Origin of the sequence: Paenibacillus sp. FSL H3-0321 (assembly GCF_038002865.1) — a bacterium.
Classification (GTDB): Bacteria; Bacillota; Bacilli; order Paenibacillales; family Paenibacillaceae; genus Paenibacillus_AQ.
On sequence record NZ_JBBODH010000001.1, the window covers coordinates 5,766,662 to 5,783,977 of the forward strand.

Here is a 17,316-nt window from a genome sequence, read left to right on the forward strand (position 1 = left end):
GATAACTATTCTATAGAATTAACCTCCGGTTGAATAGTGAAAAAATTGAATTATAACGCATATTTTCAGAAAAATATGAATAATTGTCGAATGAACCATTTGTTTACCGAAAATAAGTGACAACATTCTTCTTTTCTGAAAATTTAAAATTCTCATAGAATGTTAGCTTTTTATATGGTAGAGTATTAATGTTTTGTTCCTATAAACAAAATATCCGCGGTTCGTAACCATCCCGCGTAACCAAAACTAGGAGGAAGTATAGAAAAATGTTTAATTTGTTGTGGGGAATTTTGTTCGTTGTTGTCAACTTCGGCCTATTTTTGCTCTGTTACCGTCTTTTTGGTAAAAAGGGGCTGTATGCCTGGGTTGGAGTTGCTACGGTCATCGCCAATATTCAAGTGGCCAAGACGATTGCTATGCCGCTGGACATCGTGATGACGCTGGGCAATACGATGTATGTAACGCTGTATATGACCAGCGATTTGCTTAATGAACGGTACGGGCGGAAGGAAGCGCGCAATGCCGTATGGTTCGGCTTTTTCACCCTGCTGATGACTACGGTGATTATGCAGATGGCGCTGGTGTTCAAACCGCAGGGAGATCCCATTTTCCAGACCTCGCTGGAAACGATCTTTGGACTGATGCCGCGTCTGGCGCTGGGAAGCCTTGCTGCCTATTTCATCAGCCAGTTCCTCGACGTGCGCCTGTATTCGTGGATCCGCAAATACTACAGCACCTCGCGCCAGCTTTGGATCCGCTCCAACGGCAGTACGATGATCAGCTCATTTGTTGATACGCTGATTTTTTGCACCATTGCGTTTGCCGGCAGATTCGATATGCAGGTGTGGATCGAAATTTTGCTGACTACCTACGTAGTGAAATTCCTGCTGACCGGTGCAGGCACGCCAATCCTTTACATTGCCCGCTCCTTTAAGTTTGCCGAAGAGGAAGAGCCGGCCCTGAAGGATGCGGATAGCCGCAGCATTTCATAGATTGTGACCATAAAAAAAGCAGGGAGTCTCCCGTTATGGGGTCGGCTCACTGCTTTTTTTGATGGACATATCTTATATTGGAATACTGTTACAAATGGAGGATAGTCAGCTCTTTCGGGAAGCTGGTCAGCGTTACGGGACCTTCTGCCGTAATAAAGACATCATCTTCAATACGTACACCGCCTACGCCCGGCACATAGATGCCCGGTTCCACGGTGAATACGTTGCCGTTCTCGATAATATCCGTATTTAAACCGTGAAGGGAAGGATACTCATGGGTATCCATGCCAAGTCCATGGCCGACACGGTGCATGAAATATTCCCCGTAACCCGCATTTTCGATCACTTCACGCGCTGCCCGGTCCACTGAGCCGAAGGTAGCTCCTGCTCGGGAAGCGGCAATGCCTGCCAGGTTAGCGGCCAGCACCGTGTTGTAGATTTCGCTCAGCTTGCTGTCCGCTTCCTCCACGGCAAAGGTCCGTGTGATGTCGGAAGCATACCCGGCGGCATATACGCCAAGGTCGAACATCAGGAAATCACCCGGCTGGATGATGCGGTCTCCCGACACACCATGCGGAAGGGCAGTGTTAGAACCACTGAGGACCATAGTGTCGAAGGAAGGACCGGAGGCGCCGACCTTTTTCATCAGATATTCCAGCTCGGCCACCAGCTCAATTTCGCTGACTCCGCTTTTCACATGGTTTAGACCGCGGCGCAGAACCTCCTCCACCAGCTCGGCGGCATGTTTCATCCGGCTGACTTCCTCCGGTGTCTTCTTGGCGCGCATCGCCCGGAGCAGGGGACCGATATCGCTAAATTGTGCTGCAGGCACAGAATCGGCGAGCAGCTCATACCGGCTTACGGAGAAATGCTCTTTCTCTATGCCGAGTGATCCAGGTGTTTTGCCGCCAAATTGCGACTTTAGCAGCTCATACGGATTATCGGTATCGCTGTGTGTCAGGATCGACGTCACGGAGGAAGCCGCATGCGCCGCTTCGGCATCCAGTGCCGGAACAATCAGGACGGGCACCTCTCCGCGAATCAGCAGCAGGCCAAGAAAACGTTCATGCGGATTGCTGGCAAACCCGGTCAAGTAATAGACATGTTTGGGATCGGTGACGAGCAGAGCGTCCAGCCCTTCTCCCGCCATTCCCCCAGCCAAACTTTGTAGAGCATCATTCATTTCAGGTGTTCCCCTTTCGTCATCACGATAAAAAAAAGCAATGTTTTCATTATAGATCATTAACCGGCAGGGTGCACGTCTCTGTAGATTTGCTTGCCCAAAGGGTTTAGCGAACCGCAAGGCCGGGTAATAGTTGCCCAAATTGATTGCAGACTGAACATAACAAGCTTTGAAGCAAGTGTTCATATATTCTTTCAGGAGGTGACAGCCATGTCCGGCAAAAGAAAAGTCCACCACAGCCTTCTAGGGTGCTGTATGTTGATCCTGCTGACAGGAGGGTTGTCAGCCTGCACAGCTTCTTCCGAAACCAGTAATGCGGGGGAACCGCTGAAGAGTGCAGGGCCGCGCCTGTCGGGAAACCCTGCAGAGAGCGCAGATCCATCCTTGGTTTCTCCGTCAAATTATACATCGGATGGCAATCAGGATCAGCAGGCAGAGACGCAGGTCTCACCGAGTCCCGCTCCCTCTGCAGAACCAACTCCACTTCCAGTGCCTGGGGATCCTGCAACAACAGCTTCTGTAAAGTCCAAAGCATCCTTCCCCTATACAGCTCAAACAGTAGCAACGGGGCTGAATGTCCCTTGGGAAATGGTATTTGCTCCGGATGGGCGGATTTTTTTTACCGAACGGCCCGGCAGCCTGCGGGTGATTGAGAACGGTAAACTGAGAAAGGCTCCGCTGCTGGAGCTTCTTGCGCCGTTTGTCAGCAAGGGGGAGGGCGGTCTCTTGGGACTTGCGCTGGATCCGGCGTTTGAAAAAAGCGGATATGCCTACGTCTACCATTCCTATCTCCATACAGACGGCGGAGTGCAGAACCGCGTACTGCGGCTCAAGATCAGCAGCGGCAAAGCGGAGATTAACAAGGTGATGCTAGATGGCATCCATGGAGACACCAATCATAACGGCGGCAGGATTAAAGTAGGACCGGACGGATATCTGTACGTCACTGCCGGTGAACGTTATAAGCCGGAGCTGGCACAGGATAAGGACAGTCTGGGCGGGAAAATCCTGCGAATCTCCCTTGACGGGTCCATCCCGGAGGATAACCCTTGGCCGGATTCTCCCGTCTACAGCTGGGGCCACCGCAACCCGCAAGGGTTGGCCTGGCAGCCGGACACTGGAGTGCTTTACAGCTCGGAGCATGGGCAGTCCAGCCATGACGAAATTAATATCATTGAGGCAGGCGCCAATTACGGCTGGCCGCTTATTGAGGGCGATGAAACCGCAGGCAAAGGTGAGGTGAGTCTGAAGCTTCCGCTGCTGCATAGCGGCAGCCAAACCTGGGCACCGTCGGGAATGGCTTTTATTACACAGGGTCCATGGAGCGGCGAACTGCTGGTTGCCGGGCTGGCCGGAGAACAGCTGCTGTGGATCTCCCCGTCATCCGGAGGCGGGAAGGCTAAGGCAACAGCATTGTTCCAGGAGAAATGGGGACGGCTCCGCAATGTGGCCGAGGGGCCGGATGGTACCTTATATGTAATGACGAATAACCGGGATGGCAGGGGGGAGCCCGGAAACAATGACGACAAGCTGATTGCCCTGAAGCCAAACTGGAAATGAGCCTAGTACCGCTCCTCGTTTGATATCCCATCATGATAAAAAACCAGGCCCGCTCGTAGATTACTCTACTTGCGGGCCTGATTTATGTCTGGACTATAAGCCGGACATGCTCTGTTAGAGCACATCCGTCAATTGGTTGATAAGCTCCTGCGGACTGCCGTCGAAGAGTCCGCCGTGGTAACAGAGGACGGACTGGATTAACCGTCCTTCCAGCTTGTGCAGGCTGCGCAGCGCCTGCGGCATGTCCGGTGTGGCCGACTCTGCCGGTCCGGTCAGCTGTCCGTCTACGACGAGCAGCTCATCGACTGCCAGCAGCAGCGCTTGTTCCTGCACATAAAGGCAGATATGCCCCGGCGTATGGCCGGGGGTATGAATAATTTCGATGCCGCCGCCCCACGGCAGCTGCTGGCCGTCATGCAGCTCCGTGAAGCTGCCGAGCTGCGCCAGCTGCTCCAGAAACGCATGGAACTGCTCCTGAAATGCCTGCGGCATCTGCGCGACCCGCTGCGGATTCATCTTCAGCATCGGCTGGCGGTTCGTGATTGCCGGAATATCGCCCGGATGGGCGAACAGCTCAACGCCGGGGAGCTTCTGGACGAGCAAAGGGAGATTGCCGATATGATCAATATCCTGATGGGTGAGGATGATGCGTTTAATGCTGGAAAGCTGTTCGCCCGCTTGCTCTATAGCTTGCAGCAGAGCATCGTATTGGCCTAACATGCCGGTGTCTATGAGGGTCAAGTCCTCCCCATCTTTCAGCAGCACCGGATAAATCTTGGTAGGACCCATTACGGGAGAGATCATGGGGACAGTCAGTACGATAACATTTGGGCCAATATTCATAGTTCAGCTCCGGGAACAGGATTCCCGGAATTCACCTCCATATAAGTTTTCTCAGTTAGCAATCGGCGTTCCGTTCGGGACCTTGCGGTCCGGAGCCAGCAGGATGACCTCGCCTTCCTCCGCATGCGATGCGTAACCCGCAAACATGTATCTTTGAGCATGCGATGGGTAACCCGCCAAACGTGCATCTTTGAGCCTACGTTGCGTAACCCGCCAAACGTGAATCTCTGAGCATGCGATGGGTAACCCGCCAAACGTATATCCGTGAGCATGCGTTGCTAATCCGCAAACGTGTATCTTTGAGCATGCGATGGGTAACCCGCCAAACGTGAAACTTTGAGCATGCGTTGCGTAACCCGCCAAACGTGAAACTTTGAGCATGCGTTGCGTAACCCGCCAATCGTGAAGCGTTGAGCATGCGTTGCGTAACCCGCAATCGTGAAACTTTGAGCATGCGATCCGTAACCCGCCAATCGTGAATCTCTGAGCATCCGTTGCTAATCCGCCAAACGTATATCCGTGAGCATGGTTTTGGTGCTGTTTCTGCTCGGCGGACTGTATGTTCTTTATTTGGCTCAAATCCCGTGATCAGCACTCCACGCGGACTGCATAGCCCTTATTTGCCTGGAAAACAGGCTAAACAACCCATTTTCAATGAGATAGCGGCGCTGGTGTCCGTTCGAAGAGTGAGGAGTCCTTTTTGTACAAAATAACGTCTCCTGAGTCCGCGAGACAGTCCGAGCCGCTAGATGCTGATTGCCGGCTGACTTATGCTGTACTCCATTCGATTGACGCCGTACCCTATTCAAATAATGATACAATTACAGGAATGCAGCAATCAGGATGAGCGATTCATAGAGCTTGATAGCCATATGTACTGAAAGGCTTTTCTTGTGCACCTGATTTGATGTAACATAATCTTAAAACATATGCTGTGGAAAGGCCAGGCTGGCAGGTGTAATTGGCAGGTTGCTAGAGAGGGGATTGGCCATGAATGGAAAGACGGTGCTTGTAACCGGAGGTAACTCCGGGATGGGATTGGCAACGACGGTTGAAATGGCCCGCCAGGGAGCAACGGTGGTGATGGCCTGCCGCAGCCGCAAGCGCGGGGAAGAGGCGCTGGCGGAAGCCAAGCGGGAGAGCGGATCTGACCATATCACGCTGATGTTATGCGATTTGGCTTCGTTTCAGAGCATCCGCGGGTTTGCAGCGGAATTCAAGGCGAGCCACCCCGTACTCGACGTATTGATTAACAATGCCGGTGTAGTGGCCTTTAGACGTGAGCTTACGGCGGACGGCTTCGAGCAGGACTTCGGCGTGAACCATTTGGGACACTTCTTGCTGACCCGTCTGCTGCTGGATCAGCTAAAGGCGGCAGAGCAAGGCAGGATCGTGGTCGTTGCTTCCGGTGCCTACAAGATCGGAAAGCTGTATTTGAACGATCCTACTCTGTCGCGCGGTTTCAATCCGGCCAAGGCTTACGCACGTTCCAAGCTGGCTAATATCCTTTTTACGAGAGAGCTGGCCAAGCGCCTGCAGGGCACGGAAGTTACGGTCAATGCTGTACATCCGGGTGCTGTGGGGACCAGTATCGGGGTTAACCGGGAGACAGGCTTTGGCCGCTCGGTGCTCAAGCTGTTGTCCTATTTCTTCCTGACACCCGAGCAGGGGGCGGACACGGCAATCTATCTCGCGACGGCGCCGGAGCTGCTGGGAGTGACCGGACAATATTATTACCGCCGAAAGATCAAAGAGCTGTCACCGCGGGCACTGAATCAGGAAGATGCCGAACGTTTGTGGCAGTGGAGCCTGGAACAGACCGGAGCAGACAAGGGCTTACACAACTTTTAGGAGGATCTGAAAAATGGCTTGGCACAATTACAGCATTGAAGATGCAACACTAGAGGATTTAGGGGCAATTGTGGAGATTTATAATTCGACGGTAGCCGGACGGATGGTTACTGCCGACCTGGAGCCGGTTCGGGTGGAGGACCGCTTGCACTGGTTCCATGAGCATAACAGCCATCATCGCCCGCTGTGGGTACTGAAGCAGGACGGCGAGGTTGCCGCCTGGTTCAGCTTCCAGTCGTTCTATGGACGTCCGGCCTATAATGGAACCGCAGAAGTCAGTGTATATGTAAGCGGGAAGTTCCGCGGCAGGGGTGCCGGGAGTATCCTGCTGACCAAGGCACTGGAAGAATGCCCGCGCCTTGGTCTTCAGAATTTAGTTGGTTTTGTATTCGGCCACAACGAGCCAAGCCTGGCTCTGCTGCGGAAATTTGGTTTTGAACAATGGGGACTGCTGCCTGGAGTTGCTGAAATGGACGGCATTCAACGTGATCTGGTCATTATCGGCCGCAAGCTGTAAGGAACAGCGCACCATTGTTTGTGCACTATGAGAAGGCTAACCCTTACTCTGGAGGAATTCCTTCAGGCCCGGAGCCTTCCGGTTCAATCCAGGATTCCGACCATTTCTGCAGATCACGGATGACCGATTCCAGCGCCCGCCCTTTATCCGTCAAGGAGTATTGAATTCTTACGGGTGTCTCGGGAAATACTTCGCGGAGGACAATGCCTTCCAGCTCCAGTTCCTTAAGCCGTTCGGACAAGAGTCTGCCGCTGACGGGCAGAGAAGACTCGATAACACTGAAGCGCTGTGGTCCCTGAAGGAGCTGATAGATGATTAAGCCTGTCCAACGTCTGCCGATGATATCCATGCTTTTCTGTAACTTTGGACATAAATCTAGGGATTTCATAAGGCTCACCTCTTACTGAACATTATAAACGAAAAGACCTATAACTAAAACAAATTTGAACTACATGCAATGCCCGAAAGGATGAGCTACATGGCCAAAAAAAAGAAAATAACCCCTGCTCCACGTCCCGCTGCATCGGATGCTCCGGCAACACTCCGGGATCTCCTCAGCAGTGATGTGCTTGACAAGCTGAAGGCGCAGTCCGATGCGCTCAAAGCCGAGGAGAATGACAAGAAAGAGGCAGCCCGCAAAGCGGTAGAGGATCAGCGGAAAGCCGAGCAGAAGCGGCTGGAGAATGATTTTGCCCATTTGCTGGAGAACAGCAAACAGGATTGGCATAAATTCAAGTAAACAAATAACCTATGAAGAGGCGCCTGGGAGGGTGTCTTCTTTTTTTGCGTGCAGGGGAAGTAGTCCTTTTGATGTATTTTTTGCGCAGGCGAGCCGCAGAATTCAGTAGATTCTGCGGTTTTTTTTGCAGGCTGGCGGACAGGACTTCCAATATTAGGGTTGACAATCTGCAGCAGAGCCATATATTATTGGGTTTATCATTTAGAGAAGGGAGGCCGATGGGCCATGATTGGAACTATTGTACTGGAATTGTTGCCTTGCCACATTACAACCGCATATGAACCATCTGATCTCATCGCCTTCGTCCGGGAGACATGATGCGCCCTTGGCTCATCCTGTCGCATTCTTGCACATGGGTAAGCTTTAAATTATGTTAGGTAATTTTGAAGCAATGATTAGCTCTTCGGGAGCCGTGGATCAGAACTGATCTGCGGCTTTTTTTGCGTACCTGAAACACTAAAGATTTCACGAACGGAAAGATAATTTAACTTATCAACGAACTTGAGAGGAATTGAAAATAACTTATGAATAGTAATTCACAACAAGCGGGCTTCGATGAGCCGCAATATAAACACCGGGTGGCTCTTCCGGGAGGCGACCTGAAGGTCTATGCCAGCGGGCAATTATTTGCCACATTGGACTATAAGGTCATGGAAATGGCGAACAACAACCTGCAAATCCCGAATATTGAATATATGAGCTATACACCGGATGTGCATGTAGGCGTCGGCACCTGCATCGGCACAACTGCGGTATGGGATGCGGCAGGAGGATATGTGTCGCCCTCTATCGTGGGCAGCGACATCGGCTGCGGAATGCGCGTGCATCTCACCAATCTGCACAAGGATGATCTGCGTGAGGTTAAGCTGCGGAGAAAGCTGGTCCGCGCCATCGAGAAATATTTGCCGATGGAGGCGCAGCAGCGGGGTCATTACGGCGATATCCGGCTGGAGAATGTGGTCCGCAAGGGGCTGCACGGGCTGCCGAACAAATATGTACCCGACAGCTACACTCCGAAGAAATCAAGCGCGCTTTCCCATGTGGAGGTCAGCAAGCTGGCTTTTGACGAGGAAATACTGAATGAGCTGCCCGATATGGCCTGGCACCGCGGACACCGCCAGTTGGGTACCCTTGGAGGAGGCAATCATTTTGTCGAGATTCAGGCGATTGAGATTGCGGAGGAACAGCGGGAGGTGGCGGAAGCCTGGGGGCTGCAGGACGGGCAGGTTGCCGTGATGATCCATTCCGGCTCACGGGCCTGGGGCGGCATGGTCAACCAGTTCTGCACCCCGGCCTTCGCCAAGGTGATGGGGCAGCTAGGACTTGGCAGCGCCGATCCGCGCCTGATCTTTGCCCCGCTGGAACATCCGCAAGGCCAGCGCTATGTTAATCTGATGTACTCCGCCTTGAACTACGCTGTCGTGAACCGGCATCTGATCGCCTACGGTGTCCGCGAAGCGTTCCGTGAGGTGTTCGGCACGAAATGTGAGCTGCGCACCCTGTATGACCTGATGCACAATTATGCCTGGAAGGAAGAGACCTCTTCGGGGACCAAATTTGTGCACCGCAAGGGGGCAACCCGTGCCTTGCCGGCTCAGCATCCGGACAATCCGCGGCCCTATGCCGCGACCGGTCACCCGGCGCTGATTCCCGGCTCAATGGGCACCGCCTCTTATATCATGGTCGGCCAGCCCGGCGGGGAAGAGAACTTTTATTCCATCTGCCACGGTGCAGGGCGGATCCGTTCACGCACGGCAACGAAACGGCTGGTGTCTGTTCATGAATTTTCCCAGTCGCTAAAGGTAGGCAAAGAAGATGAGATTGTAGTAAACCAGCATTCCCTGGAATCTATCATTGACGAATCTCCCCAAGCCTATAAGAATGTAGATGAGATCATAGAAAGCGTTACGGGCGCCGGCCTGGCTGCCGTTGTGGCCAAGTGCAAGCCGCTCGCAGCGATAAAGGGGACCAAATAGGATGGAGCAGGAGTGCAAGAAACAGGCTGTGATTTACGAATACGATGGAGGCACGAGTGGCATGATCAAAGGGTACGACGTCTACGCCCGCCTAGTAGACGGTATCCTTGAAGCTCTTTATGCCCGCTATGGTGTCCGCTATGAGCTGTACGCCAGCGACGACCCCAACAGTGAGTATTGGAAGCTGCTGGAGAATGATGTGCAGTCCGGCAATCCCGGAGTAGAGCATGTGGCGCGGATATTTGACCGGCTGGAGGACCGTACCTTTGTCTACGACGATGACAAGGAGCAGCCGGAGTATAATATTCACCTGTCGATCCGCAACAATGTGCTGGCTTATCCTGCCATGGGCGTGGCGCTGGCACGCGTGCCCGTATTTCAGGAGAACGGCATCAACTTTCAGGATTTTGTATTTGCCGCCTCCGACGCGCAGCTGCAGGCTTTCCTGAGCAATGTGCGCACGCGGCAGCGGGAGCAGAATATCAATAAGGTGACGGTGTTCACCGATCGGCGCAACGGTATTTTCCGGGAAGATGAGCCAATCACCCGTTCTGTCGGACGGGAGGAAGTGGTGCTGGATGTCGCGATCAAAAAGGAAATCTACCGCTCGCTCGACCAGTTTTTCGATTCGGACCGCAGCTTCTATGTGACCTATGATATCCCTTATAAACGGGGGATTCTGCTCTACGGGCATCCGGGCAACGGCAAGACGACGCTCGTCAAGTCCATCGCCGGAAGTGTGCCCGGACCGGTGATCTATTGGCAGATCACCGAATATACAAGCAGTGAGTCGGTAGGCGAGGTGTTTGAAGCCGCAGCCCGGCTGGCACCGATGGTGCTGGTGATTGAGGATATCGACTCTATGCCGCAGGAGGTCAGATCCTTTTTCCTGAATACTTTGGACGGGGCGACCTCCAAGGAAGGCATCTTTCTGATCGGCACGACCAACTATCCGGAGAAGATAGATCCCGGGCTGATGAACCGCGCCGGACGTTTTGACCGGGCATATGAGATCAAAATGCCGAATGAGGAGCTAAGGCTGGAGTATTTGCGGCTGCGCGGCTTCTCGACCTTTGCCGGTGATGAGGGAGTCGATCTGGCGGCACGCTTGACCGGAGATTTCTCCCTGACCCAGCTTGGCGAGCTGTATGTCAGTGCGGCACTGGAATGGCATGAGAACGGCAGAGCCGATGTGGAGGCGCTTGTCCGCGGAATGCGCGGAGAGCTGGACAAAGGACGCAAGCGCGAATGGATGAAGGACGGCTCGTCCACGATTGGATTTTACTGATTTTATTTGGCAAAGAAGCCCGGGTCCTGGAGACACCGGGCTATCTTTTTGTATTTACGTTTCATTATCTTGGTTAGGGCACCCGTCTGCCTACCGAAAGATTGTACGCGGTATTTTTTGCATCGATGGACCGGGTTATCCTGATTGATTCATCTTGGATGAATATCTGTTTGGCCTTTTGCTCCTCACCTGTTTAATAAGCAAAAAAAATTATTATCCTGACCATGTAACTTTTTCCAATCTTATACGTGGTTAGAGTAAGGGGGGAGGGAATGAAGCCAAATTCGCTGGATGATCTTTATCAGAGTTATGTTCAGGATATTTACCGCTATTTGCGCTCCCTCTGTCATGATCACCATGTGGCCGAAGATTTAATGCAGGAGACTTTTTACCGGGCTTATCTGTACCTGGAGAATTGCCGTGAAGACACCATCAAGCCGTGGCTGTTCCGCGTCGCCTATAATGCTTTTGTGGATTACAAGCGGAAAGAGAGCCGGAGTGTCACCAAAGAAGCGGGTTATTTCAATGAGCTGGCCCATCCGGATACGACCGAAGGCACCCTGCTGCGGCAGGAACGTCTGGAAGAGATGGCCTTGTCTGTAGATAGCCTGCCGGAGGGGCAGCGCCACGCGCTGCTGTTGTACGATTTTCACGGAATGTCTTACAAGGAAGCGGCGGAGATCATGGATGTGGGGCTGTCTCAATATAAAATATTGTTATTCCGCGCCAGACAGCGGCTGCGGGAGGCAGAGCGGAGGAGGAGCAGGCATGAGTGAGGAGTTCAAGGAGAAGCTGCGGAAGTACAGCGAGGGGACGCTGCCGGAAGAGGAACGGACTGAACTGGAGCAAGAGTTGGAGAAGCTGGAGGCCTATCAGGTCTATGTGGATGAGCTGATGGAACGGGAAGACCACTTGTCTGAACATCAGGAGGTAGATCTCTCCAACGGCAAGAGCAAGGGTAAGGGGAAAAGCAAGAGGAAATCTGCGTCCGCCAGGGAAAAGGGCATTATCCGCCGCGGCAAATGGAGGGCGCGAATAGCCAATACGTTTACTGTACTGGCGGCATTTCTGGCATTTTGGACCATCAGCGGTATTATCACTGCAGTGTTCTATAGTACCGGTGGCCGGGGGGAGACTTACAGTGATGTAGTATCATCAGCGGTAGCTGTCTCCCGCCCGAATACGATTGTCCATTTGAGCAGCAACGCGAAGTTCTTTTTCAGAATGGAAATGTCAGGTAAGCTGCTGAAGCAAATCGGCGGGGAAACGGTGGATGTGGGAAGCTACTCCACTCCGTTTCTGCTGGGGCTGGGCGGTGTAGGCAAGTTCTCCTGGACGGATGAACGGAGTGGCGGGAATTATTACTTTCAATACCCGGAAACAGCGAAGAACTCAGGCAGTCTGCGCAGCGACGGGGTGGAGTGGCGGATGCTGGAGAAGCTTCACGAGGGCACCGTGGCTGAGGCTTATCTGTCTTTAGACCGGTTATACACAACGGATGAGCTGCTGAAGAAGCTGGAGCCATTGAATCTGTTGCCTGTGTGGTTCGCTGCAGATGCCGGTCAATTCTCGCGTGAACGCTTTGCCGGCACTCCCCTTGGATTTCCTTATACACCGCTGTGGCATGCCGATGACATGAAGGTAACAAAGATCTCAGAAGAGAAATCGGGCTGGTTCAGCAAGGTGACTTCAAGCAGTTCGGTCTCTCCAGCTGTTGAATCCTACGGGGACGGCGCTTTGCGTGAGGAGAACTTCATGGATACCTTGCGGCTAATGCAGCAGCATAAAAAAATATCAAACAACGTAGCCCCATTCATTGATCTGGATGAATCCATAAGTTATCTCGGGGAGCACGGCGTTAAGCTGTATGGAGTTGTTGTTACGGGTCCGGTAAAGGAGCTGCTGAAGCTCCGGGAGGATACATGGATCAGCAATATCCGGATTGGGGAAGTTCGGCTGTGGAACTGGCGGGAATAGGGAACTGAACTATAGAGGCAATCATGCATTTTGGACTCGATCGCTTAAGGGAAACAACCGGTTTACTTGCTTCTCCCACGCGCAAATCGTACAATTAGCAGAATATTAATGATTATGGCTGCTTGCGATACTTGCGCGGGCAATATGGGGATTGGGAGCTGAAGCTGATGAAAATAGGAGTTGTATCGGATACGCATATGTCACGGAACGCGAAGTCGTTGCCGCAGGCGCTTGTGGCGGAATTCCGCCATGTTGACCAGATTCTGCATCTCGGCGATTGGGTGGCGCTGGAGATCTATGAAATGCTGTCGCAGCTCGCGCCGGTCGAGGGAATTGCCGGCAATAATGATGGAGCCGAGATTATTCAGCGGTTCGGAGAGCGCAAGATCATTACGCTGGAAGGTGTGCGTATCGGGATGATCCACGGACATGCCCCGTATTCGCGCAAAGGTACGGATGGGAATGCACTGCTCGCTTTTGAAGGCGATGAAGTGGACTGCATTCTATTCGGTCATTCTCATCAGCCGCTGATGCGCAGGGAAAACGGCATTCTGCTGTTTAATCCCGGGTCGCCGACCGACAAACGGCGGGAGAAGCAGTATTCATTCGGGCTGCTGGACATCGAAGACGGCATAATCAGTGCCCGGCATGTCTTCTATGACTCCAGGGACTAAGTAAGGAAATCGGAAGCATTGTCCAAACTAAAGTGCATTCTCTCCATGTTCACCTGGCAGCTGAACTTTTAAAATAATGTATACATCTTATTATTGGCTGTTGCCGGAAAGTTGGAATGATGATGCCGGAGTATCGTTTGGAACGTGCTGGCCTTGAAGACCTTGAACAGATTGCTCTGCTGTTTGATGAATATCGCGTGTATTATGGCCAGGTTTCCGATCTTCAAGGAGTCCAGTTTTTCCTGAAAGCCAGACTGGAGGCGGATGAGTCCGCAATTTGGATGGCTGTAACGGGGAACGGCGCTAATAAGGAGGCCGGAGGGTTTGCCCAGCTCTATCCATCCTTCTCCTCGGTGAGCATGCAGCGGCTCTGGATACTGAATGATCTGTATGTGGCCGCGGAGCTGCGCGGACAGGGTTTGGGCTCCTTACTGCTGGACGGTGCCCGGGAGTTCGCTTTGAGCACTGGAAGCAAAGGGCTGACCTTGACTACGATGACAGATAATACTACTGCGCAGCGTCTATACGTTGCGAAAGGCTATGTCCGGGATGATGAGTTCTACACTTATAATCTATTTTTGAATACCAAGCATGAATAGTAAGGGGCGTTAATGTGGATAACAGCAATAAACTGGCGGTTTTTTTTGATTTGGATGATACTTTGTACGATCATTTGGTGCCTTTCCGGGAAGCGGTACGCGAGGTTTTGGCCCCGGATGAGGACAGTCTGGACTATGCGGAGCTATTTTATAAAGTGAGGCATCACAGTGACCAGCTCTGGCCAAAGTATTTGCGGGGCGAGCTTGAGCTGGAGGAGACGCGGGTGCAGCGTCTGGAGCTGGCTTTTGCCGAATACGGGATGGACCTTAGCCGGGAGCAGGCAGCCCAAGTTCAGGCGTCCTACATTGGCCGGCAGTATTCCATTCAGTTCATAGACGGTGTAGAAGAGCAGCTGCGGCGGTTCATCGCTCTTGGGCACAAGGTGGGGATTATCACCAATGGCCCGAAGGCTCACCAGATGAGCAAGCTGCGCGGACTTGGCATCGACAAGCTGATTCCGGAAGAGATGATCTTCATCTCGGATGCCGTTGGGCTGGCCAAGCCGGACCCGGAGATCTTTGCCCATGTTAACCGCGTGAGCGGAACAACAGCGGAGAACTCGCTGTATGTCGGAGATACCTGGAACAATGATGTAGTTGGCGCGCTTGCAGCAGGCTGGAAAGTATGCTGGTACAATCCGCGCGGCAGACAGCCGGGAACCGGTCATAGCCCAAGCTTCACCTTTGCCAGTTACCAAGAATTCAGCGAGCTTCCGCTGATCTGAGGACACGTACTCATAACGAAAATAAATAAGCGGCGGAGCCTCAGCTCCGCCGCTTATTCGTTCTATGGTTCCGAAAGACAAGAGTGTATAGGCTTCGGATAATGATTGTCCCTTATCTTCTTCTTCTTAGTTACTCCGCAAAGCTATACGTTGGATCCGTGAGCTGCAGTCTCTCTCTAATGCCTGAAGTGGCATAGATTTTGTTGTCATCGGTAATGAAGAAGGCTTCCACGTCCTCCGGCAGAGCTTCAAGGTAGGCCATGCCTTCCTCAAGCCCCATCAGGAATACGCCGGTGGACAAGGCATCCGCATCCGTTGCGTTCGGGCTCATAATCGTAATGCTCTTTAAGCCGTTCTGGGAAGGGAATCCTGTACGCGGGTCAAGTATATGGTGATAGCGAATATTATCCTGCGTGAAGTAACGCTCATAAACGCCGGAAGCATCGATGACCTCATTAGAAATCTTGATAGTGCCCAGCTGTGTGCCGCGGGTCTTATCGGGGTCCTGCAGGCCGATGTTCCACTGCGATCCATTCGGCTTGTTGCCGAGGGCAATGATGCTGCTGCCGCCAAGGTTGATCATCGCGCTGTCCAGACCCTGCTCCTTCAAATAATCGGCGATCCGGTCAGCAGCATAACCTTTGCCGATTCCGCCCATATCGAGCACCATGCCTTCTTTAGCCAGCATCACGGTCTTCGCTGCTTCATCTACAATAATATCCTTGTAATTGGTCAGGCTCTTGGCATGTTCGATATTTGCTTGCGGTGGAACCTGCTTACCGTCGTTGCCGATATCCCACAGATCCACCAGCGGCCCAATCGTCGGATCGAACAGCCCGTCCATCTCTTCGGCATATTTAATCGAAAGCTTGACGATGTCCAGAGTTTCATCAGATACAGTAACAGCTTCCTTGCCTGCAGCCTGGTTGACCGCGTAGATTTCTCCATTTTCCTTAGTGCGGCTGAACTCTATATCCATCCGTTCCAGCATGGCCTGAATGTCGTCCATATTTTTCTGCTCGGCATGATCGCCGAAGACCTTAATGTTAACGACCGTATCATAAATGTAAAAAGTCTGCTCAAGGGATTTCGTTCCGCCTTGTTCCGAAACTTTTGCACCGCCTGAGGTATCGGAGGTACTGGCAGCGTCTTTATCCTTGTTGCCTGTAAGCATCCAGATGCCGGCAACGGCAACGATAATGATGACGAGAGCGACCAGAATTATCGCCGTTTTTTTGTTTTTAAACATATTCCACCATCCATAAAAGTAGTTTCTTGAACTCATCTTTACTATCATACCCCAGATAGAATGGCAATGGATACTAATTTCATGACATTTTGCGGATTAAGATGACCGGAAGAAGCAGTCCGCAGAAACAGCAGAAACACCCGCTTCCCGAAAGGGCAGGCAGGTGTTTCTGCTGTTGTCCATTATGAAGTTTGTGTGGAGAGCGTTAGTCCAGCATATATTCGCTGTATTTATTCTTGAGGGGATTGAGTACAAAGAGGATGCCGCTGATATAGCCTGAAACCGCATTGAAGTTGCGCTTCAGAGTTGATTTGCCGGTCAAATAAGTCAGCGTCCACAGCAGGGCAGCGTAGTTCTTCACCGGGGCTTTGCGCAGATTGAGCAGGTAATAATGGTTCACCGCGGTTGCACGGGCGACGCGTCCCGCTTTATCGCGGGAGCTTGGGGATTCATGATGGGTAATCTTCATATCCGGGTTGATTACAAGCTTGCCGTATTTGCTGGCCAGATGGCACATATAAATATCATCAGCCACGGCATAGCTGGTCATCCAGGGGTAAGGTTTCATATCCCTCAACGCCTCACGTTTGAAAGACATATTGCAGCCGTGGAAGAAATCCGTTTCAAAGGTATCCTCCGTTTCTCCCCAGAGCAGCAGTGAGCCTGCCAGCGTGCTGGCCGACAGTCTGCCGGGCGAAGCCGACATTTGGCAGGTAAGCACGCCGAGCAGCTTGCCGGATTTGCTGCTGGAGAGGCCTTTGGCGATGCCGCCTACTCCGACAATCGCCGGATCGGCCGCATAGGTGTCCAGCATCCGGCGGATATACAGCGGATCATCCAGCTCGGCGTCATCATCGAAGCTGAGCACAATGTCTCCGTCGATCAGGTTCAGCGCTTCGTAACGGGAGAGCCAGACGCCAGGTTTGGTTTTGCGGTAATAACGCAGCTCAGCACTTGGCATCTGCGCCAGCACCTTGCGCAAATAGTCCAGGACATTCTCCTCAATATCGCCATCATCAACAATCAATAGCTCGATCGAGACGTCTTCCAGCTCTGTCTGCCTGCCGATGGATTCAATACACAGCGTAAGATCGCTGATCCGGTTGCGCGTGGGAATTACTATAGACACATCATGCATGCCGC

General features: G+C 52.4%; 18 protein-coding genes. 12 read left to right on the top strand and 6 right to left on the bottom strand.

Annotated features, from left to right (window positions below):
* The first annotated feature begins 266 nt into the window (after positions 1 to 266).
* The gene (locus MHI45_RS25805) at positions 267 to 992 is read left to right on the top strand and encodes a queuosine precursor transporter (protein WP_341119659.1); all 726 of its coding nucleotides are present in this window, start codon (positions 267 to 269) and stop codon (positions 990 to 992) included.
* An 88-nt stretch (positions 993 to 1,080) separates the two neighbouring features.
* Here MHI45_RS25805 and MHI45_RS25810 read toward each other — a convergent pair whose 3' ends face one another.
* Positions 1,081 to 2,175: a M24 family metallopeptidase gene (locus MHI45_RS25810; RefSeq protein WP_341119660.1), complete on the bottom strand. Its 1,095-nt coding sequence runs from the start codon at positions 2,173 to 2,175 to the stop codon at positions 1,081 to 1,083.
* Between the two features lie 210 nt (positions 2,176 to 2,385).
* On the opposite strand from MHI45_RS25810, the gene MHI45_RS25815 reads away from it, so the two are divergent.
* Entirely contained in the window at positions 2,386 to 3,735 is a 1,350-nt protein-coding gene (locus MHI45_RS25815) for a PQQ-dependent sugar dehydrogenase (protein WP_341119661.1), read from the top strand.
* A 114-nt stretch (positions 3,736 to 3,849) separates the two neighbouring features.
* Here MHI45_RS25815 and MHI45_RS25820 read toward each other — a convergent pair whose 3' ends face one another.
* Together MHI45_RS25820 and MHI45_RS25825 are read right to left on the bottom strand one after the other, a co-directional pair.
* Positions 3,850 to 4,578, bottom strand: a complete 729-nt coding sequence (locus tag MHI45_RS25820; RefSeq protein ID WP_341119663.1) for an MBL fold metallo-hydrolase — start codon at positions 4,576 to 4,578, stop codon at positions 3,850 to 3,852.
* 51 nt (positions 4,579 to 4,629) lie between these two features.
* A complete protein-coding gene (locus tag MHI45_RS25825) occupies positions 4,630 to 4,758 on the bottom strand; it encodes a hypothetical protein (protein WP_341119664.1) in 129 nt (42 codons plus the stop codon).
* Positions 4,759 to 5,568: 810 nt separating this feature from the next.
* On the opposite strand from MHI45_RS25825, the gene MHI45_RS25830 reads away from it, so the two are divergent.
* Both MHI45_RS25830 and MHI45_RS25835 read left to right on the top strand, forming a co-directional pair.
* On the top strand, positions 5,569 to 6,429 hold the full coding sequence (locus MHI45_RS25830) for an SDR family oxidoreductase (RefSeq protein ID WP_076112670.1): 861 nt from the start codon (positions 5,569 to 5,571) through the stop codon (positions 6,427 to 6,429).
* Positions 6,430 to 6,442: 13 nt separating this feature from the next.
* Positions 6,443 to 6,946 carry a GNAT family N-acetyltransferase gene (locus tag MHI45_RS25835; protein ID WP_076112669.1) on the top strand — a complete coding sequence of 168 codons (504 nt, stop codon included), beginning with the start codon at positions 6,443 to 6,445 and terminating at the stop codon, positions 6,944 to 6,946.
* A 43-nt stretch (positions 6,947 to 6,989) separates the two neighbouring features.
* Here MHI45_RS25835 and MHI45_RS25840 read toward each other — a convergent pair whose 3' ends face one another.
* Positions 6,990 to 7,334, bottom strand: coding sequence for a winged helix-turn-helix transcriptional regulator (locus tag MHI45_RS25840; RefSeq protein ID WP_076112668.1), 345 nt, complete (start codon positions 7,332 to 7,334; stop codon positions 6,990 to 6,992).
* Positions 7,335 to 7,424: 90 nt separating this feature from the next.
* Here MHI45_RS25840 and MHI45_RS25845 point away from each other — a divergent pair, with 90 nt between their 5' ends.
* The 8 genes from MHI45_RS25845 to MHI45_RS25880 all read left to right on the top strand — a co-directional run bounded on the left by MHI45_RS25845 (position 7,425) and on the right by MHI45_RS25880 (position 14,924).
* Entirely contained in the window at positions 7,425 to 7,685 is a 261-nt protein-coding gene (locus MHI45_RS25845; protein ID WP_038587188.1) for a YqkE family protein, read from the top strand.
* Between the two features lie 524 nt (positions 7,686 to 8,209).
* On the top strand, positions 8,210 to 9,661 hold the full coding sequence (locus MHI45_RS25850; RefSeq protein ID WP_076112667.1) for an RtcB family protein: 1,452 nt from the start codon (positions 8,210 to 8,212) through the stop codon (positions 9,659 to 9,661).
* A 1-nt stretch (position 9,662) separates the two neighbouring features.
* Positions 9,663 to 10,949 carry an AAA family ATPase gene (locus MHI45_RS25855; RefSeq protein ID WP_038587192.1) on the top strand — a complete coding sequence of 429 codons (1,287 nt, stop codon included), beginning with the start codon at positions 9,663 to 9,665 and terminating at the stop codon, positions 10,947 to 10,949.
* A 272-nt stretch (positions 10,950 to 11,221) separates the two neighbouring features.
* Positions 11,222 to 11,725 (top strand): sigma-70 family RNA polymerase sigma factor, encoded by a 504-nt coding sequence (locus MHI45_RS25860; protein WP_076112666.1) that lies wholly within the window; start codon positions 11,222 to 11,224, stop codon positions 11,723 to 11,725.
* Entirely contained in the window at positions 11,718 to 12,926 is a 1,209-nt protein-coding gene (locus MHI45_RS25865) for an anti-sigma factor (protein WP_076112665.1), read from the top strand. The genes MHI45_RS25860 and MHI45_RS25865 overlap by 8 nt, the downstream gene beginning before the upstream one ends.
* Before the next feature lie 167 nt (positions 12,927 to 13,093).
* Positions 13,094 to 13,600, top strand: coding sequence for a metallophosphoesterase family protein (locus MHI45_RS25870; protein WP_076112664.1), 507 nt, complete (start codon positions 13,094 to 13,096; stop codon positions 13,598 to 13,600).
* Between the two features lie 116 nt (positions 13,601 to 13,716).
* Positions 13,717 to 14,199 carry a GNAT family N-acetyltransferase gene (locus tag MHI45_RS25875; RefSeq protein WP_256718193.1) on the top strand — a complete coding sequence of 161 codons (483 nt, stop codon included), beginning with the start codon at positions 13,717 to 13,719 and terminating at the stop codon, positions 14,197 to 14,199.
* A gap of 14 nt (positions 14,200 to 14,213) precedes the next feature.
* A complete protein-coding gene (locus MHI45_RS25880) occupies positions 14,214 to 14,924 on the top strand; it encodes an HAD family hydrolase (RefSeq protein ID WP_076112663.1) in 711 nt (236 codons plus the stop codon).
* Between the two features lie 130 nt (positions 14,925 to 15,054).
* Here the strand turns inward: MHI45_RS25880 and MHI45_RS25885 are convergent, their stop codons facing one another.
* Together MHI45_RS25885 and MHI45_RS25890 are read right to left on the bottom strand one after the other, a co-directional pair.
* Positions 15,055 to 16,173 (bottom strand): FAD:protein FMN transferase, encoded by a 1,119-nt coding sequence (locus tag MHI45_RS25885; protein WP_076112662.1) that lies wholly within the window; start codon positions 16,171 to 16,173, stop codon positions 15,055 to 15,057.
* 205 nt (positions 16,174 to 16,378) lie between these two features.
* Positions 16,379 to 17,311, bottom strand: a complete 933-nt coding sequence (locus tag MHI45_RS25890; RefSeq protein WP_076112661.1) for a glycosyltransferase — start codon at positions 17,309 to 17,311, stop codon at positions 16,379 to 16,381.
* Between the last annotated feature and the right edge of the window lie 5 nt (positions 17,312 to 17,316).